Source organism: Brucella sp. TWI432 (assembly GCF_039674445.1).
Lineage (GTDB): Bacteria > Pseudomonadota > Alphaproteobacteria > Rhizobiales > Rhizobiaceae > Brucella > Brucella chromiisoli.
Genome location: NZ_JBDJNL010000027.1, coordinates 1 through 22,770, shown reverse-complemented (window position 1 = coordinate 22,770; position 22,770 = coordinate 1). Strand labels below are relative to the sequence as shown.

Below are 22,770 nucleotides of genomic sequence, written 5' to 3'. Positions count from 1 at the left end.
CCGTGAGGCCGGGCGCGCGCATGGTCGGGAATCATCGCACACCGCCCTCCGCTAGCCACCGGCCGGTGCTGATCCACTCGATCGTGCGGCCGGTGGAGAGATCGAGCAGATGGGCGCCGCCGGAGAAACCATCGACGACAGGGTCCGAGGCAATGCCGGCCCACTGAAACCCCCAGGTGCCGGTGAGTGCGAATGTCTCCGCGCAGCGGGTGACGAAGGTGACCAGCAATTGCGGATCGGCGGTTCCGGGGTCGCAAAGCCAAAGGCGCGTCGCGCCGTGCTCGGGTGTCAGGGAGAGCAGGAAGGGTTCGGCGGGCGGGTCCTCGCGACCATTCTCGGCCATCAGCGCGGTGTAGATGTCGAAGGCCCGCGCAACATTGGCAACCGAGCCGACGTCGAGCAAGCAGGAGAAGCGGGTGAGATATTCGGCCATATCAGGCTCCTGAAACGAAAAGAGCCCGGCGCTGGGCCGGGCTCTGAGTGGATGGGATTGGAAGGTGCGGAGCGGCCAAAACTGCCCCGCGAGGCGATCATTCGGCGGCGATGAGGTGACGTTCGTCGTCCTCGCCATCGGCCGGCGGTTCCGACTCGTCGTCGGCGCTGAGGAAGTCGGGCAGCGCGGCGTCCTCGGTTTTGCCATCGCCGTCCGCGTCCGGTGCCGGATCGCCATCGACACCGGCAAGTCGAAGCGGTTCGGGCAGCCAGCCGCTGTCGGCCAGGAGACGCTCGGCCTCCTTGGCCATGTCGCCCTTTTTCAGATGACCGATAAGCTCGGCCGCCCGTTCGCCGGCGCCTTCGCGGACGGCTTCGAGGATGCGCGGCTTGGTGACACGGTTGAGGTAGTTGCCGAAGGTCGGACGCCAGCCGGCTTCGACCAAGTCGAGCCCGGTCGCCCGCGTCAGCCGGTCGGCCTGCGCGAGCCTCATATCGAGCGTATGCTGCGACACGCCGCCCGCGCTGTGCGGGTTCGGCCGCTCATAGAGCGCGTTGACCCCATAGCTGACGCAATGCGCCAGCAGCGCCATGCGGCTGGCATCGTCGAGACCAGCGAGCCAATCCCACAGGGCGTCGTCGTCCTTCGGGATGTCGGCGGCCCAGGCGTCGTGACGCTCCTGCACAGCCCGCGCGGAGGGGCTGTCCTTCAGCGTCTCGTCCTGAACGGGGAAGAAGATGTGTTTCACCCCCGTTTCCATGGCGCCCGTGTACATGCGGGTCATGAAGCTGTCCGAGACCAGCTTGTGGAGAAGCGCCGTCATGGCGATGTGCGGGTTTTCCGCCACCGCGTTGCGCAACGCGAGGGTGCGGTAGGCGGTCAGCTCGACGACGAGGCGTTCGGGCAACGGCTTGATGCTGTCGTCCTCATCGTCCTCCGGTTCGACAGGCTGGCCGCCGATGGTGATGACGGCGCGCTGCACCGACGGGCTCGCGGTGCCATCGGATTCGATGTCCTTCTCCGATCCTTCCTCACCATCGGTCCGGACCTGAGGCACATCCTCGGGCCGAACGAAGCCGCGATCGACCGAAAGCGACCCGTTGGCGTTGATGCTGACGAACACGCCAGCGATGGCGATGTCGGCCGGATCGAAGTGCTCCGAGCGGTCGTCGAACGCCGCCAGTGCCGTCTCGATCTCGCCCATACGCTCGTCGACCTCGTCGGGCAGTTCGTCGGCGTCCTGATATTCCGCTTCGAGCCTGACCTGCTCGGCGGTGAGCGCCTTGATGGTCGCCTGTTCCTCCGCCGATAGATCGATCGGCGTGCCGGAGACCTCGTGGAGGCCGCGAACGGCGTCGTAGGGGAAGCTGACCGCGACCTCGATCCACTTCCAGCCCTCGGCGGCGATCACCTCAGCCTCGGCCTTGAGCTTGTCGGCGACGAGGCGATCGAGAAGCCCCACGTCCTGCAGCCAGCCGCCATCATCGGCCTGGAAGAGGTCGCGCATGACGGTGCCGCCAGCCGCCTCATAGGCTTCGATGCCGAGGAAGAAGGCACGCTTGTCGGACGCGCGCACCGTGGTCTCGGTCAGCATGCGCCGGATCTGATAGGGCTCCTTCGACCAGGCGTCCTTGATCGCGTCCCAGACCTGGGTCTGACGCTCGTGGTCTTCGGAGACCGTGAACGCCATGAGCTGCTCCAGCGTCATGCCGTCGTCGGCATAGACGTCGTGGAGGACCGGCGAGACGGTCGCGAGGCGCAGCCGCTGCTTGACCACGTTGACGGGCACGAAGAACGCCGCGGCGATCTCCTCCTCGGTCATGCCCTTGATCAGCATGTCGTGGAAGGCGCGAAACTGATCGAGCGGATGGAGCGCGGCGCGCTCGATGTTCTCGGCGAGCGACACTTCCTCGGGGAGGATGGCGCCGTCGCGATCGCGGACCACGCAGGGGACGGGCGCGACTTTGGCGAGACGCTTCTGCTTCACCAGCAGTTCGAGCGCGCGAAAGCGCCGGCCGCCGGCGGGCACCTCGAACATGCCGGTCTCGTTGCCTTCGGCGTCAACGACGGGGAAGACGCTGAGGCTCTGGATCAGGCCGCGACGAGCGATCGAGGCCGCGAGGTCTTCGATCGAGACGCCGGCCTTCACGCGCCGGACGTTGGACTGGCTGAGCACCAGCTTGTTGAAGGGGATGTCGCGCGAGGACGACAGGATGATCTTCTGAACGGCAGTAGCCATCGGGATTTACTCCGTGACGGGCGGCCGAGAGACTCTCTCTCAACCTCCAACCCGTCACGAAGCGAAGCGCCGCCCTCTTCCTCTAAAGGGGGGCAGCGCCACGAACCGGCAAACCTGAAAGGCACGGAAGCGCAAAGCCGGAGACGCGGAAAACCGCATCCCCGGCTTTGCGGAAATCAGGAAGCTCGATCGAGCAGCTTCTTGGCTTTGCCTTCCATGTCGAGGCGGGCGTCCTGGTGCGGCTTGTCCCGGGCGACGGCGGTGATGCCCTGCACGAAATCGAAGATGGACTCAGGCGGGCGACCTTCCTCGGCCAGCACCGTGTCGATGATCTTGCCGGTCTCGGCCTTGGAGAAGCCGCGACGGCGCAGGAAGTCAGTGCGGTCTTCGTCCGTCCTGGCGACAATCCGCTCGCGAGCCGCCCTGATGCCGTTGACGAACGGCAGGGGCGAGGAGTTCGCGAAGTTCAGCAGCGCCGGGGCTGCCTCGTGCGCGAAGCGATTGGCGGCATATTTGGAGTGGCGGATGGTGATTTCCTCGAAATCCTCCACGCCCCACAAATTGCGATTCTGGCAGACCGCGCGCAGATAGAAGCTCGCCATGCCGAGCGTCTTGGCGCCAACCTCGGAATTCCAGCAATAGAAGCCCCGGAAATAGAGATCCGGCGAGCCATCTGGAAGGCGGCCGGCCTCAATCGGGTTCAGGTCGTCGACCAGGAACAGGAAGACATCGCGATCGGAGGCATAGAGCGTCGTCGTGTCCTTGGTGATGTCGACGCGCGGATTGTAAATCCCGGTCGACCAGTCGAGCACGCCCGGGACCTTCCAGCGGGTATCGCCCGTGCCATTGCCGGCGATGCGTTGGACGGCCTCGACCAGCTCGTGGTCGTAGATGCGGCCATAGTCCGGGCCAGTGACGGCGCGCAGTTCGACACGGCCAGTATCGGTTTCGAGCGTCTTGATCTGCTCGGCCCGATTGGAGGTCAGGCCGTATTGCAGGTTGATGCCAGCAAGGGCGGCGGGGAGCTGCCGCAAATAGGCAGCGGGGGCACCAACCAGGCTGGCGAGCTGGCCGAAGGACCAGTGTGTCGGCGCGATTGCCGCATCGGTGCCCGGCAGGATCAGCGCTAACCGTTCCGGGTCGTTGCGGTTCGCCTCGACGTGGATGAGCGCACTCTCCACCATCCGCGTCCGGCTGCGATCGGCGCGGTCGCGCACCGATCGCGCCAACTCGGACAGCGACAGGTAGCGCTCGTCGGCTGGGCGCGAGAACCATTCGGACGAGACGCGGCCGACCCGCTCGCCCCGGCCAACATCGACCTTGTAACCGCCGCTGGTGTCACGGCGCGCATCGAGGACCTGCATATTCATGGGACCATTCTCCATGACGGGCGCCGGAGACCTCTTCTCCAACCTTCAAACCGTCACGGGAAACAAGTCCACTCTCTCACTTTCAGCGGGGCGTTGCGGGGCAGCCGCCCCGCAGAAGGGGTCGGGCGAGACCAAGGCTCGTACGCAGGGGAAGGCTTTCCCCTCCCGGTGCGGATGTACAAGGTGACCCGGTGAGCCGTCGTCGCTGTTGGCTCAGGGGGCCGTTTGAGGCGAACGCGTTTCGTAAAACGGCAGGCTCTTCTACCTGGCACCTTTCCTCGCCATGCGGAAATGATACAAATCCTCGAACAGTAAGTCCTGTGTTCCGAGTTTTCGTATCGTGCCATCATCATGTCCCAACGCCAGATCGCCCATACCGTGCTGACCGCGCGCGGAATTTCGCGTCTGGCAGAGCTGCGCGAGGCGGGCGTAACAGCCGCCACCATGAGCCGCATGGAACGCGACGGCGAGGTGCTTCGGCTCGCGCGAGGACTTTATCAACTTTCCGACGCGCCCCTCGACGTTCACCATAGTCTCGCAGAGACGGCCAAACGGGTTCCGAAGGGCGTCGTTTGCCTCGTGTCCGCCCGGCGTTCCACGGGCTGACCGATCAGCTGCCAAGGAAAGTTTGGCTCGCCGTGGGTCAGAAGGACTGGACCCCGAGACCCGAAGGCACGCCCATTCGGCTGGTATGTTTCACAGATCGTCTCCTGACCGAGGGGGTTGAGACCCACCCTGTCGAGAGGGTGCCCGTGAAGGTTTTCGGCGTCGCAAAGACGATTGCCGATTGCTTCCGATATCGGAACAAGATTGGCCTGTCCGTGGCGATCGAAGGCCTTCAGGAAGCGCTGCGCCATCGCAAGACGACGCCGAGCGAGATTGCCAGCCAGGCTGAGCGAGGAACGGTCGCCACGGTCATTCGGCCCTATCTCGAGGCACTGACCGCCAATCGCTAAGGAGATCGAGAATATCGGCGCCTCAGTTCACACCCGCCTGTCGCCGGTCGCCAAAACGAGGCGACGGTGACCCAGGTGGGCGCCGACTGGAATTCTTGACTTTCGATTTAAATCATCATATATGAGTAGTTGTAAACAAAATTGTGTCATATATGGACGATTTAGATGGGTTCCCCTAAGGCGAAACCAGCACTGGAACGACTGGGCCAGGATATCCGCAACGCGCGTCTGCGGCGTGGCATCGCCGTGGCGGATCTCGCCGTGCGTGCGGGAACCTCGCCGAGTTCCATCGCCCGCCTTGAACGGGGCGATCCGGGCGTTGCCATCGGAACGCTTGCCGACGTTCTCGTTGTGCTCGGCCTCCTGGAGCGGCTCGCTGACCTGGTCGATATCCGCAAGGACGATCTGGGGCTGGCGCTGGCAGCGGAGCACGGACCGCGCAGGGGCCGCTCCTTTGCGGCAAGGCTGAAAAAGCAGAAGGCTCAGACGGAGGAGACGCAGGATCGGCAGGACGTTGTGGACCCTGACGGGGCTTCCTTCTGATGGCCGATTTCGTCGCCCATGTCGCGCTTGGCGAAGGCCGCGCATCGGTGGGCCAGTTGCGTTTCACCCATGCCGGGCCACGCCAATTCTCGACCTTCGCCTATGACGCCGAATGGATCGAAAACCCGCGCGCCTTCGCCATACAGCCCGATTTTCCTCTTGAGGCCGGCCCATTTCACACCTCGGGTCAGCCCGGCAACATGCGCGACGCCTTGGCGGGCGTTTTCGCGGATGCGGCTCCAGACAGTTGGGGACGCAGGCTGCTCGAACGCGCCTATGGTAATGGTCTCAACGAATTCGAGTATCTGACGCTTTCCGACGATACCTGCCGGCAGGGCGCGTTGCGCTTTCTGGATCACAAGGGCGAGGTCATTCGCGGCAAGGCAGCGGACGCCGTTCCGCGTCTGGTCGATCTCGAAACCATCACGGCGATCGCGCGCGCCTATGAGCAGGGCAAGGAAATCTCACCCGAGGAGATGCAGGCGCTGGCCGGCGCCGGCGGCTCTGGCGGCGCTCGTCCCAAAGCCAATGTCAGGGACGGCGACGCGCTGTGGCTGGCGAAGTTCACCTCCGTCCAAGATCAGCAGCCGATCGAGCGCGTCGAGGTCGCGACGCTGCGCTTGGCGGCAGCCTGCGGTATCCGCACGCCCGAGACACGGTTGGAGTTGGCCGACACGCCGTTCCCGGTAGCGCTGATCCAGCGGTTCGACCGGCGCGGGGCCGCACGGATTCCCTACATCTCCGCGCGCACCGCACTCGGCAAGACAGGAGCGGAACTGGGCTCCTATACCGAGATCGTCGATTTCATGCGGGCTTACTCACCCGATCCTTCTGACGATTTCCGTGAACTTTACCGGCGTCTGATCTTCACGATCCTCGTCTCCAACAAGGACGACCACCTGAAGAATCACGGCTTCCTCTATGTGGGGGCGGGCCATTGGCGCTTGTCGCCGGTGTTCGACGTGAACCCGGCGCCAGACCGCAACCCACACCTCGAGACGGCGATCCTTGAGGGCGGGGCCCATGATCGGTCGATCATCCTCGCACTGGAAGCCTGCGAATTTTTCGAGATTGCCGAGGCCGAGGCACGGGAGATCATCCGAACCATGGCGCAGCGCATTTCGGACGGATGGCGGGAAGCCTTCAGACAGGTTGGCGTTTCTGGCGCGCTGGCGCGTGACTATGAGGCTGCTTTCGTTGGCAATGAGATGGAAGCGGCGCACGGTCTTTAAGTCATATTTGATAATAAATCGGCAATTATTCTTCAGATATGATTTTTTCGACCGGCCGCTTGCCTCATGGTTATAATTCGATCTGCGTCCTTAACGGTCGGCTTTCTTCCAAACGAGCTCCGCCGAAAGCACGTCGTCTACCGCAACGCCTCTTCCAACTGAGCTTTACGTTTCTCCCAGTCCGGCATGGTCGTTTCCAGCAGAGTTCGCCACCCATCACCGTGATTGGGGAAGAAAGCATGGGCCAATTCATGACAAATTACATAATCAATCAATCGTGGACTGGCACGCACTAGATCCACATTAAGCACCACTCGCCCGCCAGGGGTGAAACTCCCCCACCGCTTTGACATCGACCGAATCACAAGAGGAGGCCGCTTCAGGCCTTTGCGAACGAATGGCTCTGCCACAACCTCGAACCGTTGCCGAAATACTGCTCGGGCAGTCAAGGTATAGAATGCCTGAAGGAGCCGCCTGCAATGGGGCTGATCGTCGGCCGAACGGGCACTAATCACGAGGCGCCCGCCTTCAAGTCGGACGTGCGGATCGTCCGACTGCTCGATTGATAGCCGGTATTGTCGTCCGAGCAGGAGATGCGTCTCTCCAGAAATGAACCTACGTTTCGGTGTGACTTTCGGCCTCTGGGCAATCCTGTCGATCTGAGCGAATATCCAGGCGCCCTTTCGGTGCGCTCGGTTCTGAATTTCGTCGATTTCCTCGCCTGCGGGTGCAAAAATGGCAACTTCGCCCGTGGGTCGGACGTCGATCCGCAGAGCACGCCTTTCCGTGCGACAGAGTTCCGCGATGATGCGGCGCTCACCCCAGCATATTTCGATCTGTTCGCTCGCCGGACGACCCGCCAAGATCGTCCTCATTGCGCTAGCCGCACGCGAGCTGATGCCAGAACATCATCGACAATTCCATCAAGAATGGCAGGATCAATCAAGATGTCACGCTGGCCGCGCAATTCCTCGAAGAAGAAATCGTCGATGTCGTTTCGAATAACGTTCTCGACGTCACGATCGTATTGCCAGCCGACTTTGCGGCGCTTTTGCACAATCCGACTAATCTCCAGCGCGATATCGGCGGCCAATTCGGTGTCACCTGCACCAGCCTTTTCCAGATTACGCTTCGCCAAGCCCCAGAACGCCTGCGCATGACCATCCTCGCGAAGACGCACGGGGGTCGGATCGGCTTCATCCTGCCGAGATTGAACCTTGTCGCGCAACTCCTTGACCGTTGAAAGATAAGTTAGATCGCTGATGCGTCCTTTGTGGAAATCGGCGATGGTGTCGCGAACGAGTTTGGAGAATTTTTCGAAGAAAATTGGGTCTTCATCCCATTTTTCCTCGATCGAACGGGTCAACTGATGGGCAATCGTGTCAGCAACCGACGCATCGCTTTCCGTCTTTTCCAGTTGGCGTTTCTCAATCGCTATATCATCGAAGATATTCAGAGGCTCGACCAGCGTGACTACATCGCGCGCAATGACGTGTCGGTCCAGCAACTGGCGGATACGTTTCTCATAATCACGCCAGTCTACTCGCTCTGCGTAGCGAAGGCTGACCGCGGCGCGCAGCGAAACGAACCGGCCAAGATCGTTCTTCCACCGCTTGAGCATCTCCGGTTTGGTCGTCTCGACAAATTCCGGAGAAGCAAGCGCCACGGTGAAGGCGCGGGAAAACGTTGAGAGGCGAGCGTAAAACTCGGCCCTAATCTCCACGTCTGCCAATAGGCGAGCATAGGCCTCGGCGTCGAAACTGTTGGACACAGATTTGAACACGTCCAGCAATGCGGCATGGGCGCCTGGCACCCTGTTTGCCTCGTCTCGGATGGCAATCACACTGTTGGCGATATCCTCCTGAGTAAAGCCCTGTAACGCGTCGTAACTGGCAAGTGCCGCGCCTAGATCCTTGAGGACGCCCGTATAGTCGATAATGAAGCCGAAGGGCTTATCTGGCGCGCCATCTTCGTCGAAGACGCGGTTGACCCTTGCGATAGCTTGAAGCAGGCCGTGCTCCTTCAAGCGGCGAGCAATATAGAGTACCGTGTTGCGGGGCGCATCGAAGCCGGTGAGCAACTTGTCGACGACAATAATGATGTCGGGTTCGTCTGGGCCTTTGAACTGCTCGACAATTGTACGATTATAGGCATCCTCGCCACCGTAGCGCTCCATCATTTTGCGCCAGAACGTGCGCACAAGATCGTCGTCGGCCTCGTCAACCTCGTCTTCGCTCTCGCGCATTTCCGGAGCGGAGATCACAACCTCGGTGGCAACGACACCGAATTCGTCGAAGAGCTTCTTGAGGAGAATGGCCGCTCTCTTCGATGATGCCGCGAGCTGCCCCTTAAGCCCTGTTCCTTTGAAGTTCGTCGAGAAATGTTGGCCAACATCGAACGCGATCGACTGAAGCCTGGAATCGACTCCCTCGATTTCACGTGCACGGCTCATTTTGCGTTTCAGGTCGGCGCGCTGGTCGTCTGAGAGACCTCGCGTGTGGACCTCAAACCAGCGGTCGATTTGCGCATCGTCGACGTCGGTGATGACTTCCCGCCCCTCGTAGAGCAGCGGCACGACAGCTTTGTCGGCGACAGCATCACGCATGGAATAAGAGGGCTGAACAAGATCGCCAAATTTCGCGAAAGTGCTCTTTTCCTTCTTGGCGATCGGAGTGCCGGTAAAAGCGATGAAACAGGCGTTGGGCAACACCTCGCGCATGCGGGCGTGCAGGCTGTCGAGGTTACCGTATTGGCTGCGATGACTCTCGTCGACCAGGACGAAAATATCGGACGAGCTATCGACGACCCGTCGTTTGTTCAAACCTGCCCGAAACTTGTGGATGAGCGTGGTGACAATCGGCGTCATTTCCTCGATCAGGGTTAGCAGATGCTCACCTGTCGCTGCCCGCTTTGGTTCCTGACCCGTCGCGCGGAAAGTCTTGGTAATCTGTTCATCGAGATCAGTCCGATCCGTCACGATGACGATGCGCGCCTGTGGGTGTACCATGACGATGGACTTAGCCAGCATGACCATGGTTAGGCTTTTGCCAGACCCTTGTGTGTGCCAGACGACGCCCCCCTCACGTCGCCCGGCAGCGTCGCGTTCCTCCATCCGTTTCAGCAGGGTCTCGACTGTCGTCACTTGTTGATAGCGCGCGACCTTCTTATGGGGGCCGTCGAACAGCATGTAGCGGCGGACGAGCCGCATGAACCGTTCAGGACGGCAAAGCCCCACAATCGTTTCGTCCAGCGGCGTGACTAAGCGATAATTCTCCATCAACCCGTTGTGACGGTTCATGTATGAGGCAAAATCCAGAGCCACCCGCTTGCCCTCAACTGTGTCGAGGGGCCGATTCACGACTTGTACGGCGAAATCGGCAGGGTCTTCCCGCTCTTTCCAGACGCTCCATAGCTTGCGCGGCGTGCCGACAGTGCCATAGCGCGGGTCATGGCTGTTCGCCGAGAGCAGCAACTGTGCCGAGTAGAAGAGCGTTGGCACGCCTTCTCCTGCCTTCTGGTTGCGAATCTGCTGGCCCACACCCTGATCGGAGGAGACGTGAGAGGCTTTGACCTCGATCACGCCAAGCGGGATGCCATTGACGAACAGTACAAGGTCAACGCGGATCGTCGGCCCACCCGGCTCGCTGACCGTATACTCGGCGGCGACCTGAAATGTGTTAGTGCGCCAGTCGGACCAGTCGATGAACTTGAAGGGCCACTCGCGGGATGTCGCTCCAATGGATTGCGGCAGGGCGACACCGAGAAACAGGTCATCGGTCATACGCTCATTAGCGCGGACGACGCCTTCGGGAATCCTCTCGCTCAAGCGGCGAATGGCAGCATCGATATTGGCTTCTGAAAACGAGTGCGCCCGACCATCAAGCTGAATACGATTGATGCGCGCCAGATCAGCTCGCGTCTGCGTTTCCAGGAACGGTAGAGTTCGCCGGCCGTCACGCCACTGGTCGGTCTCAGCCTTTGTGACATAGCGCCAGCCACAATTGATCAGCGTGTTCAGTGCCTGAAGCTGCGCGCCACCCGCCTCGGATGTTGTGAACTCGGGGGACCGACTCATGTTCTACCCCCAGACCCTAGCTGAAGCCGCGTCAAAATAATCGACCTTCAGTGCGGGATAAGCCCGCGGTCGCAGCCCGACGATGTGATCGACATTTGCACGGATCTTCTGGTTGGTCTTGCTTGCCGGATCGCCGTAGAGACTGACAAACAGGTGAGCGATCTTTCCATAGCCAATCATGTTCAGGACGTGTGCGTCATTCTTCGCGAATGAGTGGCCATAGACAAAAAGAGCCGTGCCTTCCCTAGACTTCGTCTGACACACGCCAGCGAAGCTTTTGAAATTGTGGTGCAGGTAGGCACTGTGCTGAATCTTGGTCAGCTTGCTCTTGCTGTCGCCTTCCGCCACAAACACAGGGAATAGGTTTTTCTTGAGAGCTTCATTCGCTTGATCAACCAGCGCTTTGCCGGTGTTCACCCACGTGTACTTCTGAAGCTGGTGACCGGCATCAAACAGGTGAAGCGCACCGTGCAAATAGTGGATGTTTTGGCCATGTGCTGCTCCTTCGCCCTGCCATTCGACATAAGGCGCGTCGTAGTCCTCCAGATCCTTTCGGAAGCCGTCATCATGGGTCAACGCAATGCGCGCCAACACATCCTCTTCTTCGTGCATCAGCGCCCAATAGAGCAGCAGGTCGTAGTTCATCGTGTAGATTTTGCCGTTCGCTCTCTCGCCCACAAAGTTTGAGAGAAATGTCCGGCAAGCGGCATAGCGCTCATCGGAGATGTCGTTTGGCCGGGCCGGATGACGGCCGGCAACCGCCTGGATAAGATCGGTCTTGAGCTTCTCGGCATCGGCCAACAGTAGGGCCTTCGTCGTTACGAATTTAGGCCTATAGACACTGACGATCGCAGCGGCGTGCTGAAGCGCACGAATGACCTCCTCGAAGTCCTGAGTGCCCATCGCTGCAAATATGGCAATTAACTCCTTGGACATAGTCTTCTTCGCCTCTTCAAAGAGAGACCCATAGGCAAAGATGTCCGGTTTGCAGGCGATGCTAAAGCCGTTGCCAAGCAGGAGGTGCTTTTTGCCATAGGTGTCGGCCTTGTGCAGTGCCTGATCAAAACCGAGGAGTTTAACAGTCATGCTGCCACTGCTTTCTTCGGCTTACGCTTCGCCTTGGTGGTAGTCGGTGCGGGCTTGGCGATCCAAGCAAACGCGCATTTGTAGCCAAGCGCGCGCAATTCATTCGCAGCTTGCCGGAAAGTCACAAGGCTAAAGAATGGCAACCGGTTTGCGCCTGTACCTGTACCGCTGCACAATACCGCATAGACGACGAGATGTGCTGTTTCGCTATACGGGGCAGCAGAGCCGACAACGAGGGTCTGATAGCCTGTCAGCCCAAGGGCGGTCTCTTGCGCGGCGATTTGCGCTCGCAGCAAGTCGCGAAATGCGCCATCCATTTTCATGACGCGGGCCGAAACTGTACCCTGATTGAAAAGATGGCTGAGACGCGATGATGAAGTCTGATCCTTCACATGTATCATCGCCCCGGCATTGCTGAGAAAATCGCACGCCTCGATAGCGTATGACGCACCTGTTGGCTTCACTAGCTTCCGGTCGAGGCACAGCATGTCATGCCCGCCTGTCGCGACGCGATTATTGTATTTCTCCTCGTTGTCATCGGCCTGTGCCGCTGGCATGACGTGCGAGGCCACAGCAGCAAAGAAGTTCGTGACCTCGGTCGCTAGGTTCTTGTCGATCCGATACCAGCGGTCCGCCGAGAGAACGTACTTCTCGCCGCTGAAATCGGTCTCGAAAACGAGGCATTCCTTAATGCGCCAGCTCTGCCCATCGTCTTTACCGAGATCGTTGCATTCATGGACCTTGTGTCCAGACAGATGCTCGAGGAGGTAGGCTGGAACGGCTTTTTCCTTCAGGTCCGAAACATAGCCCCCGATTTCAAGGTCGGTGTGGACGTTAGTGCTGCTAAACCCCTTGTAGCGGATATGCCGCGCTTTTTCGGGATCGTAGATCACGGGATATGCGAGATGCAGCGTGTCCGGAATCGCACCCGTTAGGCAAGCGTTCAAAGCAGCGACCAACGCGGTGTCGAGCTGGTCGATGGTTGCCTTGTCGCGGACATGCTTGATCTGGTCGATCCAAGCGAAATTGGTTTTGTAGTCTGTCTTGCCGAAGGCCGCGAAGGCATCGGCGCACACCTTCGGCAAGTCGGCAACGTCCATTTCTTTGGTCAGCGTCAAGCCATCGCTTCCGGCTACACGCGAGGCGAAGGCTGCATCCTTGGGCTCGCCGGCCAGACCGCGCACGATGTCGCGTTCGATGTCGATGCTGAAAGCGGTCTGGTCAGACCGGCGTGCAGTTTGGGTGCGGCGCGATGTCGTGTTCTCGTCCGGCGTCCGAATATCTGCGCTGCGCAGCTTGTCGGGATCGACCGTGTTCAGGACCACCCGTAGACCAAAGTCCTGCTCAAAGGCATCTGGATCCAACTTCACATGCCCAAGTCCGAAGGACACGGCAAACCAGCGACCTGATGCCTGGACGAAGACGAGGCCGTAAGCAGTGGAGTTGTTGAGTTTGGTTTTTTCCACGTCGGTCAGATCAAGAAACTTCGCCCATTTCGGCGAGCCCCCGCCGATAGTGTCGAGCGCGATTTGAGCGCCCTCGAGCTTGTTCCACGCCGAAAGATCGACTCCCGCGCGAACACTATCAGCTGGCTGCTTGCCGTGCCGCAGCAAACGAATAGAGATCGTGTGGGTTTTCTTGCTCATGAGATACCCCCTGCGGCAGTTAGAACTAACGGAGCCAAGCCGTCGAACCGCTCATCCAGTTGCCGTTCGCCGGTCAAAAGTTTCTGCATCAGTCCGCGCTTTTGGGTGCGCAGTGTTTTCGCGTATTGGGCGTACAACGTATGTTGCCGTTCGATCTCGGACAGCTCTCCGGCGATCAGTGTCTGAGCGTGCATATCCGGCAGTGGGATCTGGACCTCTGCTAGGTCATTTTCACTGATTGCGGGGTATCCTGAGCCAGTCAGTCGGGCATAAATCTGCCTCTCAACCAAGCTGCTGACCAAAATATGCTTCAGGTATGAGACAGAGCATATTTCGTTAGGTTCAAGGATTGAATAGCCCGTCGAATACACTGCATCTGGTCGTTTACTCGCGACGAACAACCTCCGCAACAAAGGTCGCACGGTAGAGTAGACCACACCTTCCTTTAGCACCTGCCTTCTTGCGCGTGAGGGCGCCGACTTGAATACCGTCCGACCAGATACCTCTTCATCGATGCCATCTTCCGCTGCAGCAATGTCGAAATAATCAAACTCAAAATCGGGGTTAGTTCTCGCTGTCAGAGACAGCAAGTTAGAACGGGACACGTGATCAAGCCGCCGATTCGGGGCGTTGGTTGAATTGGCAAATCCGTTTAGCTTACTGTGGTAAGCTAGTTTGGTTAGCGAGATCAGGCGCTCGGCACTTTTGATTGCCTGATCCCAGCCATCAAGGGTGGCGGCAATTCGCAACTGCTGTCCAAGCGGAGGCGGCGCAACCGGAATTTCACAGAAGGCGTCAAAATAGAGCCTCAAGCGATCTTCCGTCAGGCCGTGCGAATAGGCCCAAAAAAGATGGATCATGCGCGCCGACTTGAACCAGTGATAGGCAAATCGGCTGTCGATGCCGGGCTTTGGCGCGAGCACAACGTAGGCTGGACTAACAACGCCATCTGCCTCTGCGAGACCGCAGGCTCCCTGCCACATCCGCATCATGTTGTAGGCGATGTCCCCCTTGCGGACGAGCAAATGCTGATCAGGCCGGAGCGCAGATTCAGTTCGCCGATCCAGGTCCTCCCGGAGCACAAGGCTGTCGTTCATAGTGACCGACATAACCGGCAAACCCGGTCTGCCCGGCTCCTGACGATTGTGGAAGTAATCTCCAAGATGCGGGCCACTCATACCGCGCCCTCTGCGCCAATGCGTTGCTTACGCCACTCGCCATAGGTTTGGCCGGTCGTCGCATGCTTCCAGTACCGAGGACCGCTCACGTTGCCGCCGTAAACGACACGGGCAGCGCCCGAAGGCGTGTCGAATGGCGTATCGGCGGTGAAACGCAGGAACCGCTCATCGTCACCCGGCACAAGCACGCCTTCTGCAATGAGCTGTTGTCTGCGGCGCTTCAGGCCATCATCGCAACTTGGTACCTCTTGCCGTTTTGCGATGGACCCGGCCAAAACGACAAACTCGTCGCCTGCCTCACGCGCCTTCGCCGCTGCTCCCGCTTCGGAGAATGTGAACAGTGCGTCATTATCTGCCCGGGGGGCATATTGGGTAGTTGCCGTCGTGGGGGTTCTGTCCTGTGCGCCTGCCTCATGGCCCGCCGGGCGCAAGACGTCGAAACCTAGTACCGGCAACAGGATCTCGATCTCGTCGAGCACCCGTTCCATGTCGGCGATTTCCGGCTCGGGCAGTCCGCGAAACGGCGGCTCCGTGCCGTTGACAAGTTTTGCTCGACCCGCATTGCGAATGGCGGCGATGATCCGGCTTTCCAGATATCGACCATGCGCCTTCGTGAGGTTTTCGTCTTTCGAGACAATCAGCACCGTGCGGGTAAAGAACTCCTTCCCCTCGTCGGCATCGTGATAGGCAAGGCGCGTGCGCACCTGATCGCCTTCGCCGACATAGACAAGCTGGCGGCCCGGCAAATCCGGGTCCGGCCCCACGAGCAAGTAGACGCCTGTGCGGGTCGCTTCTTCTCTGCGGATAAGTTCGGGTAGCGCCGTACGGGAGGCCACAGCCGCCCGCACCGACGAAACGCCAAGTTCCGCGGTGATCACGCCCGATGGCGTGCCATCAACGAGATAGAGCTTGAGCGTGCGGCCTCGGCGAGCAGCGGAACGTGAGGGAGCCTCAGACATCGATGCCAAGCTCCTTGAGGTAGAAGTTCATTTTCTCACGCGTCTGCGCGAGCTGCTGTTCAAGATCGCGGATTTCGTTCTGAACGGCCTGGAGGTCAACTTCAGGCTCAGGTTCGAACGTATCGACGTAGCGAGGAATGTTGAGGTTGAAGCCGTTTTCTTCTATTTCCTCAAACGAGGCCTTGTGGGAATACCGCTCGCGCTCAGTGCGAGCGCGGTAGGTGTCGATGATCTTGGACACATCCTCGTCACGCAGACGGTTCTGTTTCTTGCCCTCCCCGAAGTCGCGGCTCGCATCGATGAAAAGAATGTCGCGCTCGTGCGCCCGCAAGCCATTCGCCTCGCGCGACCGGTCGAAGACCATGATGCAAACGGGGATGCCCGTTGTCGGGAACAGTTGGCCAGGAAGGCCAATGACAGCATCAAGGCTGTTGTCACGGATCAGCTTTTCGCGGATTTTCCCCTCAGTACCAGAGCGGAACAGAACGCCATGCGGCGCGACCACAGCCATGCGGCCGACATCGGGACGCGTGATAGCCAACATGTGGAGAATGAAGGCGTAGTCGCCCCGACTCTTGGGCGGCATATGCGGCGTGAACCGCTTATAGGAGTCCGGTAGTGGCTTGCCTTCGGAGTCATTGTTGCCCCACCACTTGTCGAGGCTGAAGGGCGGATTGGCGACCACTACGTCAAAACGCATCAGGTGGTCGCTCTCGATTAGGGTCGGTGAATTGAGCGTATCACACCAGTCAATCCGCGCGCCGTCTTGCTTGTGCAGCAGCATGTTCAACCGGGCCAAAGAGCGCGTTTGACCATTCGATTCCTGACCGAAAAGTTGAAAATTGCCGTCGCCGACCTCCTCGCCAGCCCGCAGCAGTAGTGAGCCAGAACCGCAAGCCGGATCGCAGATGCGTTCACCGGATTTGGGGTTAGCGAGCTTGGCGACCACTTCGGAAACCTTACGCGGTGTGAAGAACTCGCCTGCCTTCTTGCCAGCGTCCGACGCGAAGCGTTCGATCAGGAAAATATAAGCATCGCCGAGAATGTCTTCGGAGGTATCGGAAAGATCGAGACCGGGCTTCGCGAAGTCTTCCAGGAGCGTTTTCAGCCTGCGGTTACGATCTTTCGTCTGGCCAAGGTTTGTTTCGGAATTGAAGTCAATAGCCCGAAAGAGCCCGCCGAGTTTTCCTTCGTTGGCCTTCTCCATCGCGTCGAGGACGATGTTGATCAGCTCTCCGATGTTGTCGCGGGTGCGCCGCTCATAAAGGCTGTAAAAATCGCCTAGGAAGCTCTCCTCAACTTCGTTCGTCTTGGTGTTTTTCAGCTCCACGGTGGGCAGCTTGAAGCGCTCGCGATCAAGGCGGCGCTGAATGCGAAGCTCGTCACCGCCGTATTCGCGACGAAACTCTTCCACATGCTTCCGGCGCACGTCGCTGATGTACTTCAGGAACAAGGCAGTAAGGATATAGTCCTTGTAGCCGGACGCATCGATTGCACCGCGAAAGGTATCGCAGGCACGCCATACCGCTGCGAGAATGTCGTCTTGTTGAAGAGTGGTCATAGAATCTCCTGTGAATGCGGGCTCGTGGCAGCAGCGCGAATGGCACGCGCGAGGGACTCACGACCAAGGATGGAATTGAGAGTGGCAAGCCGCTGCAGCAGCTCCGCTTCGTCGCGAAAAGACTGAGCTAACTCGGCGATTGATCGCTGCGCAGGCATTGGCGGGAGCGGAACGACAAGCTTGTCGAGCGCTTCTTTAGGAAGCCGAGCAAGACCGCTGCCCTGCTTGCCTCCAGCTAACGCAGCTTGCGTTCCAGGAAGGTCAAGAAAAGCCAAGAGGTATCCTGGGTCGACCTTCGATGTGTTGGGGCGCACCAAGTAAAGGTCGAGCGAAATAAAAGCGCCAAAGAGAGAGTAATTGGCTAAGCACACATCCGTTGCCGAGCCGCGCGCGCCGACAATCAAGTCGCCGTTTGCTATCGGCAGTGCTCGTGCAACTGCGGGCGCTTCTCCAGCGGCGAGTTGGAGCGGCCGGCCGGACCTCAGATCCGACAGGTCGGATAGGCGCACGAAGCGGGCGGACCCGTCGCCCTCCTGAACCGCCATGCCGGAATAGATATCTGCGATGTCTTTGAGTTCGAGCATTCCTCAAACTACATAAATGCCCTGCAGCTTGCAATCAAAATATGAATGCGTCTCTAACTAAAATTCGTGTAGGGCGGTAGGTCTTCGGAGGCGCGCACCGATCCTGGCTGCCTTCATTGCGTCGCTCTCGCGAAGACAGCGACGCGCTAGTCCAGAATCGCGAGTAGGGGATAGACTTTGGCGCTTTTGACGGTACTTTCTTGTGAGGATAGATGAGGTGCCCATCGTGCAAGGCAGCCACGAAATGGCCGATAGATCCCGATAGTTCACAGAATTTTTTCTGCGCTAAAACTCCAAGAAAAGACAACAAAATCAAAAGGATAACTTTTTGACGGCCCGAGTCTCGGTTTTGGGCGCCGGAATGAAGATTTTCTGCAGGAAAATCAATTATTTATCGCGGGAAAAATATTAGAGTGGGAATGATTCAGGCCCATCCGAACGTCGCCGATTTTGCGCTGAAATACGATCTAACCAACTGAAAATAAAAATAAATTCCTTCTATGCCTATCGACATCTATCGGTGGGCATAGATCGTATTCGGCCACCTCGCTGACAGGCCTCGGGTCCCATTGATCGATGCAGCACTGTCTTGAGCGGGGCGGCGATTTATGCTGCGATCGCAAAATGCCTGCGTACGGGATTTGAGATACATTTAACGTATTCTCCAATGTTTTTGATCACATCATGTCTGGTCTCGAATACCTTGGGCCAGATTAGTTCCGAATTGATCGTGTTGAAGACGGTTTCCACCATCAAATTATCGCAAAAGTTTACTTTTCCGCTCATGGATGGAAGTGTTTTTGTGGACGTTGAGAATTCTGTGTGTACTCATAACACGCATTTTGGCTTGCCCTGTGCGAATGCTGTATCAGCTCGGGCTTTGGCTACCGGATTGCAATAGCCTTCTTCAAAGTGCAGATAGCCTGATCTTTCTTCATCCGAGCCGATAATGCGACAAGAATAAAGATCGGCAAAGATTGCCAGATCAAGCCAGCCTTCTACCGTCCATATGTCGCTAATGTCGACATACCATTTGTAATCCGATTTGTCACAAGGGAAGTCCTCATCCAGAAGACTGGGAGCGATAGGCGCGCCATAATTGCTGTCGGTTGTGCGCTTGATAGCCAAGTCTTCTGCCGCGCCTTCAAGCCAATTTCACGCATCAGTCGCGCCGTGCGGCGCGTCCTGTGTGAATACCTTTTTTATTCAGTTCGCCATGCATGCAAAGGCAGCCATAGGTTTCACGCGACGGTACAAACTGATTGCGAATGCGGGGCAGGATGATCATAGCGTAGAGCCGCCGACGATTGGGCAGATATCATAACTGTTTATGCTAACAGCCGAAAACGCACACAAACGTGGCAGAGACATGTAGGCCTTTTCAGTCTCGATAACAGCACATCTTATTGACTTGTCTCTGAGCGAAGAAGGCCGTCGCGTTGCATGGAGAAAACGATCAATGGATCGTTTTCTTATCGTCCTTAAATTCTAAGTATCCCAAATCCGTTCCGAGTGGAAGCCTATTAAAAGATCATGCCTGGACTAGCCAAAATATATCTAATCATTTCACTCTAATGTCCACCTAAATTGAGTGTAGATTGATTTATAGGTACTTACAAATACAGCGTAAATGGTTTTTACACCATTTAAAGTGATATATCCGGCATATAACGACTTTCCATTATCTTTGGACAATATAATGAAGTTGTCGTTTTCCCATATAGGGTAGAAAAACCAAGTTGGCTTTTCATTGATTTTATACACGGCAGGATTTTTGGTGTCATAATAATTAATATAACCATAATTACTGTTGTTTATATAGTAACTACGTTTACTGGCGCCTTGATTGCTATCTTCGAATATTAATTTGTCTCCGTTGTTTAAATATACTTCTTTATAGTCGCTGAAGGACTGTGTATCATCGTGACCTATTCGCATCCTATTGGGTGAATAGAAATTTGTTGAAATGTATCCATCTGTTGCCCCCTCCGTACTGGATTGTTGGGGGTCTACATGCCCATCCTTCAAGAAACTCCAATTCGCAAGCTGACTTGAATCATACTTCAGTGGAAGCTTTGATCCATCGATGCAGAAAAGGCCGGAATTTCCGTACTGGTCGAATATTTCCATATTAATGGGCGTATAAGAGGATGCGCCAATATCAATTTTTCCGAAAGTGCTAAATAGAGACATTTGTATAGCGCCATTTATGTCCTTAATATTACTCACCGAAATATTTCGAACGTCATACGTATCAACTATATATAGCGGGCGCGATGGTATTATAATTCCATTCTTATTTTTTATATTGTTTGGCCATAGATATAATTTATAATCATAAATATTTCTCCTGATTTCCGCTACAGCAAAATCAGGGGGGAGTAGAGCGCGGTCGGAAAGAATGCAGTCAAATATATAGCTACTATACGCAGTCGATCCAATTTGAATTATATAATCCCATTGCCTCCAGTAATTGTCAGGATAAAGAGATATGTTACTATTTTGAGAATCAGCAGGTCCTGCGTAGCTATTTATGCCTAATGAAGATATGTTACTTGTATTATATACAATAGGATCTAATAAATTTATGGTAACTCTATCTGTAGGTGAAATTTTTATTCCGTTATTTGTGAACATAAGAGGGGCTGTTGGTGCGTTGGCCCCAATATTATAACCATAGGCGCCTTTATTTTGAGTTGAAATAACCTGTGGCCCAGTTGGCGTTATAATTACCCCAGAAGAATAGGTAAAATATTTACAATTGGTATAATCATTGCATGTAATATAGTAGTTTTTAGACTGTACGCCGATTGTACTGGCTGCGATCTGTTCCAGTTGGCCGCTGGCTGCGATAGGCGCATTGAACCGTGAGCTGGATGGATTTGTCGTGTATTGCCAGTTGGCAAAGTCCGCAACGCCCAGTTCACAGCCACTCATATAATCAACTATCTTAGCCGTCTGGAATGGCCAACTGGGTAATAAACCATTTATAAGGTCGCCACTTGGCCCCGCAGCCTGAATGGATACCGCGATCCCTGTTTGATGGCGTCCATTCGCGTAAATTAAACGCGTTCGTTCTGTCGCGTTCGGAAAGTCAAATCGAACATTCGATACAGTCGTCCAGGGGTCATTGAAGTAACATGCATGTACTTGGCTTTTTATGTGACCGCCATCAGGTTTGAGTTCCTTCGGAGGAGTGCTCGCATTAGCTGAGCAAAGCCCCTGAGCGTCACTAACGACAGAAACAGTTTGAGTCCTGCCGTCCGATTGTGTTGTTAAGAGCGCCGTCTTTCTATCGCCCGATAACTGTACGCCGTCTGGTTGTTGCAGTGCGAAAACTCCCACGCCAGTCAGGTCAATTTGGAATGGAATATTTGTGTAAGCCGTGCCACTTTCATCTTTAAGATCGACGAATAAATCTTGCTGCGTGACCCCGTCGGCCGCAGCCATATTAAATTCGACCCATTCTTTACTACTATCAGTCGTTTCTACGAGGCTGACTAGGTTGATTTTCAGAGTAGAGGGTACATCGAAAAAGAAGTATTTTTGGTCGTAATCAATATTTTGATCAGCTAAGCTAGCGTTTATTAATCCTGTTTCCCAAATCTTGTCAGAAAAACGAACAGACAGCGTACCGCTTTTGTCTGTATAACCAGTAGCCGACTTGCCATTATTCCCAACTGTGATTCCATTTTCTGGCACGAAGCATGCGCTACAATCGTTTGGGATGATTTCAAGATACATGCGTTTTCCGGCGGCTGGTGCAGCGTTAACAAAAGCCGTTGCCATTGCAGTAATCATTTGTTTGCCGCCAGCTTCAGCCCCATTATTATTTAAAGCGAGTTTGCAAAAGGTGGAGGAGATGGCATCAAAGCTAAATTGCTGCGTCGCGCCTTTGAGAAACTGCATATCTTGAGTCGTGCCTGATACTTGTACCATACCGGACTCGGCACTTGAGTCTGCAATCCCAACCTCAATAGTTTGCCCACCGGCGACGTTAGTTGTATAAACCCGAGGGCGGGCTGCAGGATTTGTCCTGTCTACAAACCAGGCGGTTTCTGAGCCATCAATCTGAAAAGTAAGGGTTGCCTGAACGCTCGGATCAAGTTCTTGTACTGTAGTTACCGCATAAATAATTGAACTTTCATTAGGAATTGTATTAATGTCATTCCAAACATTTGCATAATCATTACTTATTGAGAGATCGATATATGCTTCAGGAGTAAATGTAAAATTTTTAGTGTCGTTAATGTTATGATTATTTGACATTTGAGCTATAATATTACCACTTTCCGGCCTGGTGTCTGTAAAAGATACTTTTACAGATCCCAATATATCGGTAAGCTTTGTAATTTTTGACATTTTATTTTCAGTAAAAACTGCTGATCCGTCAAGAATGAGATCTATAGGCTCGTTGGGTGGGTATGTTCCATTTATATTTAACTGTGCTATCGCTATTATTTCATTAGATCCGTTAGCTATCTGGCTCATTGGTTCTATGTTAAGTGTTATTGTTTGCATTATAATTTCGTCTTCCTGTTTAATAATTGTTTCTAATTTAAGTTAATAAAGTTAAATTATAAAAAGTATTTTTATTTTTGTTGCAATTTGTAATTTTTTTTAAATTTATTAATATTAAATTGTAGTGTAGCGTCTATAGTGATTAATAGTACTTTTTGTAGATAATCTCGTATATTCGTAATCCTTATTTTTAATATGTGTATAGGTCCCTTCTGTATTTTCTTCCCTCTCAAAAAAATATAGTGGTATTTCTCTTCCGTCGATATGAGGGGGAGGAGAATGTCTAGATGTAGATGATCTCACACTGCCTTGATTTCTATTTACTGAAAGATCAGTGTTTACACTTGGCACTTGTGTATTAATACTTGGATCGACTATCCTTGTATT

General features: G+C 55.8%; 15 protein-coding genes and 2 pseudogenes. 3 read left to right on the top strand and 14 right to left on the bottom strand.

What is annotated here, in order from left to right; genetic code table 11:
* Positions 1-31: 31 nt before the first annotated feature.
* The 3 genes from ABE527_RS20100 to ABE527_RS20090 form a co-directional block, all read right to left on the bottom strand.
* A complete protein-coding gene (locus ABE527_RS20100; protein WP_499698105.1) occupies positions 32-433 on the bottom strand; it encodes a hypothetical protein in 402 nt (133 codons plus the stop codon).
* 97 nt (positions 434-530) lie between these two features.
* Complete coding sequence (locus ABE527_RS20095) at positions 531-2,672, bottom strand: ParB/RepB/Spo0J family partition protein (protein ID WP_499698104.1); 2,142 nt, start codon at positions 2,670-2,672, stop codon at positions 531-533.
* Positions 2,673-2,848: 176 nt separating this feature from the next.
* Positions 2,849-4,042 carry a DUF932 domain-containing protein gene (locus tag ABE527_RS20090; RefSeq protein ID WP_183825918.1) on the bottom strand — a complete coding sequence of 398 codons (1,194 nt, stop codon included), beginning with the start codon at positions 4,040-4,042 and terminating at the stop codon, positions 2,849-2,851.
* A 351-nt stretch (positions 4,043-4,393) separates the two neighbouring features.
* Here ABE527_RS20090 and ABE527_RS20085 point away from each other — a divergent pair.
* The 3 genes and pseudogenes from ABE527_RS20085 to ABE527_RS20075 all read left to right on the top strand — a co-directional run bounded on the left by ABE527_RS20085 (position 4,394) and on the right by ABE527_RS20075 (position 6,773).
* Positions 4,394-4,998: pseudogene (locus ABE527_RS20085) on the top strand (type IV toxin-antitoxin system AbiEi family antitoxin domain-containing protein).
* A 165-nt stretch (positions 4,999-5,163) separates the two neighbouring features.
* Complete coding sequence (locus ABE527_RS20080) at positions 5,164-5,541, top strand: helix-turn-helix domain-containing protein (RefSeq protein ID WP_048648545.1); 378 nt, start codon at positions 5,164-5,166, stop codon at positions 5,539-5,541.
* Positions 5,541-6,773: a type II toxin-antitoxin system HipA family toxin gene (locus ABE527_RS20075; protein ID WP_499698103.1), complete on the top strand. Its 1,233-nt coding sequence runs from the start codon at positions 5,541-5,543 to the stop codon at positions 6,771-6,773. The genes ABE527_RS20080 and ABE527_RS20075 overlap by 1 nt, the downstream gene beginning before the upstream one ends.
* A 137-nt stretch (positions 6,774-6,910) precedes the next feature.
* On the opposite strand, the gene ABE527_RS20070 is transcribed toward ABE527_RS20075, so the two are convergent.
* The 11 genes and pseudogenes from ABE527_RS20070 to ABE527_RS20020 all read right to left on the bottom strand — a co-directional run.
* The gene (locus ABE527_RS20070; protein WP_499698102.1) at positions 6,911-7,636 is read right to left on the bottom strand and encodes a M48 family metallopeptidase; all 726 of its coding nucleotides are present in this window, start codon (positions 7,634-7,636) and stop codon (positions 6,911-6,913) included.
* Between the two features lie 8 nt (positions 7,637-7,644).
* Positions 7,645-10,848, bottom strand: a complete 3,204-nt coding sequence (locus ABE527_RS20065) for a type I restriction endonuclease subunit R (protein ID WP_499698101.1) — start codon at positions 10,846-10,848, stop codon at positions 7,645-7,647.
* 3 nt (positions 10,849-10,851) lie between these two features.
* Positions 10,852-11,934, bottom strand: a complete 1,083-nt coding sequence (locus ABE527_RS20060) for a DUF4917 family protein (RefSeq protein ID WP_499698100.1) — start codon at positions 11,932-11,934, stop codon at positions 10,852-10,854.
* On the bottom strand, positions 11,931-13,580 hold the full coding sequence (locus ABE527_RS20055; protein WP_499698099.1) for a DUF6119 family protein: 1,650 nt from the start codon (positions 13,578-13,580) through the stop codon (positions 11,931-11,933). Before ABE527_RS20055 ends, ABE527_RS20060 begins: the two co-directional genes overlap by 4 nt.
* Entirely contained in the window at positions 13,577-14,758 is a 1,182-nt protein-coding gene (locus tag ABE527_RS20050; RefSeq protein ID WP_499698098.1) for a restriction endonuclease subunit S, read from the bottom strand. The genes ABE527_RS20055 and ABE527_RS20050 overlap by 4 nt, the downstream gene beginning before the upstream one ends.
* The gene (locus ABE527_RS20045; RefSeq protein WP_499698097.1) at positions 14,755-15,717 is read right to left on the bottom strand and encodes a GIY-YIG nuclease family protein; all 963 of its coding nucleotides are present in this window, start codon (positions 15,715-15,717) and stop codon (positions 14,755-14,757) included. Before ABE527_RS20045 ends, ABE527_RS20050 begins: the two co-directional genes overlap by 4 nt.
* Positions 15,710-17,278, bottom strand: a complete 1,569-nt coding sequence (locus tag ABE527_RS20040; RefSeq protein ID WP_499698096.1) for a type I restriction-modification system subunit M — start codon at positions 17,276-17,278, stop codon at positions 15,710-15,712. Before ABE527_RS20040 ends, ABE527_RS20045 begins: the two co-directional genes overlap by 8 nt.
* Positions 17,275-17,862 (bottom strand): restriction endonuclease subunit S, encoded by a 588-nt coding sequence (locus ABE527_RS20035; protein ID WP_499698095.1) that lies wholly within the window; start codon positions 17,860-17,862, stop codon positions 17,275-17,277. The genes ABE527_RS20040 and ABE527_RS20035 overlap by 4 nt, the downstream gene beginning before the upstream one ends.
* Positions 17,863-18,486: 624 nt before the next feature.
* Positions 18,487-19,298: pseudogene (locus ABE527_RS20030) on the bottom strand (IS3 family transposase); the annotation flags it as partial.
* 130 nt (positions 19,299-19,428) lie between these two features.
* Positions 19,429-22,383, bottom strand: coding sequence for a hypothetical protein (locus tag ABE527_RS20025; RefSeq protein WP_499698094.1), 2,955 nt, complete (start codon positions 22,381-22,383; stop codon positions 19,429-19,431).
* 114 nt (positions 22,384-22,497) lie between these two features.
* Positions 22,498-22,770: hypothetical protein (locus ABE527_RS20020; protein WP_499698093.1), on the bottom strand; the 273-nt coding region annotated here is incomplete at its 5' end.

Bases quoted from the DNA above. Each gene is read 5' to 3' on its own strand.
- ABE527_RS20035 (WP_499698095.1), bottom strand. From the start codon at position 17,862: ATGCTCGAACTCAAAGACATCGCAGATATCTATTCCGGCATGGCGGTT.
- ABE527_RS20040 (WP_499698096.1), bottom strand. From the start codon at position 17,278: ATGACCACTCTTCAACAAGACGACATTCTCGCAGCGGTATGGCGTGCC.
- ABE527_RS20080 (WP_048648545.1), top strand. From the start codon at position 5,164: ATGGGTTCCCCTAAGGCGAAACCAGCACTGGAACGACTGGGCCAGGAT.
- ABE527_RS20100 (WP_499698105.1), bottom strand. From the start codon at position 433: ATGGCCGAATATCTCACCCGCTTCTCCTGCTTGCTCGACGTCGGCTCG.
- ABE527_RS20065 (WP_499698101.1), bottom strand. From the start codon at position 10,848: ATGAGTCGGTCCCCCGAGTTCACAACATCCGAGGCGGGTGGCGCGCAG.
- ABE527_RS20090 (WP_183825918.1), bottom strand. From the start codon at position 4,042: ATGAATATGCAGGTCCTCGATGCGCGCCGTGACACCAGCGGCGGTTAC.
- ABE527_RS20095 (WP_499698104.1), bottom strand. From the start codon at position 2,672: ATGGCTACTGCCGTTCAGAAGATCATCCTGTCGTCCTCGCGCGACATC.
- ABE527_RS20075 (WP_499698103.1), top strand. From the start codon at position 5,541: ATGGCCGATTTCGTCGCCCATGTCGCGCTTGGCGAAGGCCGCGCATCG.
- ABE527_RS20050 (WP_499698098.1), bottom strand. From the start codon at position 14,758: ATGAGTGGCCCGCATCTTGGAGATTACTTCCACAATCGTCAGGAGCCG.
- ABE527_RS20060 (WP_499698100.1), bottom strand. From the start codon at position 11,934: ATGACTGTTAAACTCCTCGGTTTTGATCAGGCACTGCACAAGGCCGAC.
- ABE527_RS20045 (WP_499698097.1), bottom strand. From the start codon at position 15,717: ATGTCTGAGGCTCCCTCACGTTCCGCTGCTCGCCGAGGCCGCACGCTC.
- ABE527_RS20055 (WP_499698099.1), bottom strand. From the start codon at position 13,580: ATGAGCAAGAAAACCCACACGATCTCTATTCGTTTGCTGCGGCACGGC.
- ABE527_RS20025 (WP_499698094.1), bottom strand. From the start codon at position 22,383: ATGCAAACAATAACACTTAACATAGAACCAATGAGCCAGATAGCTAAC.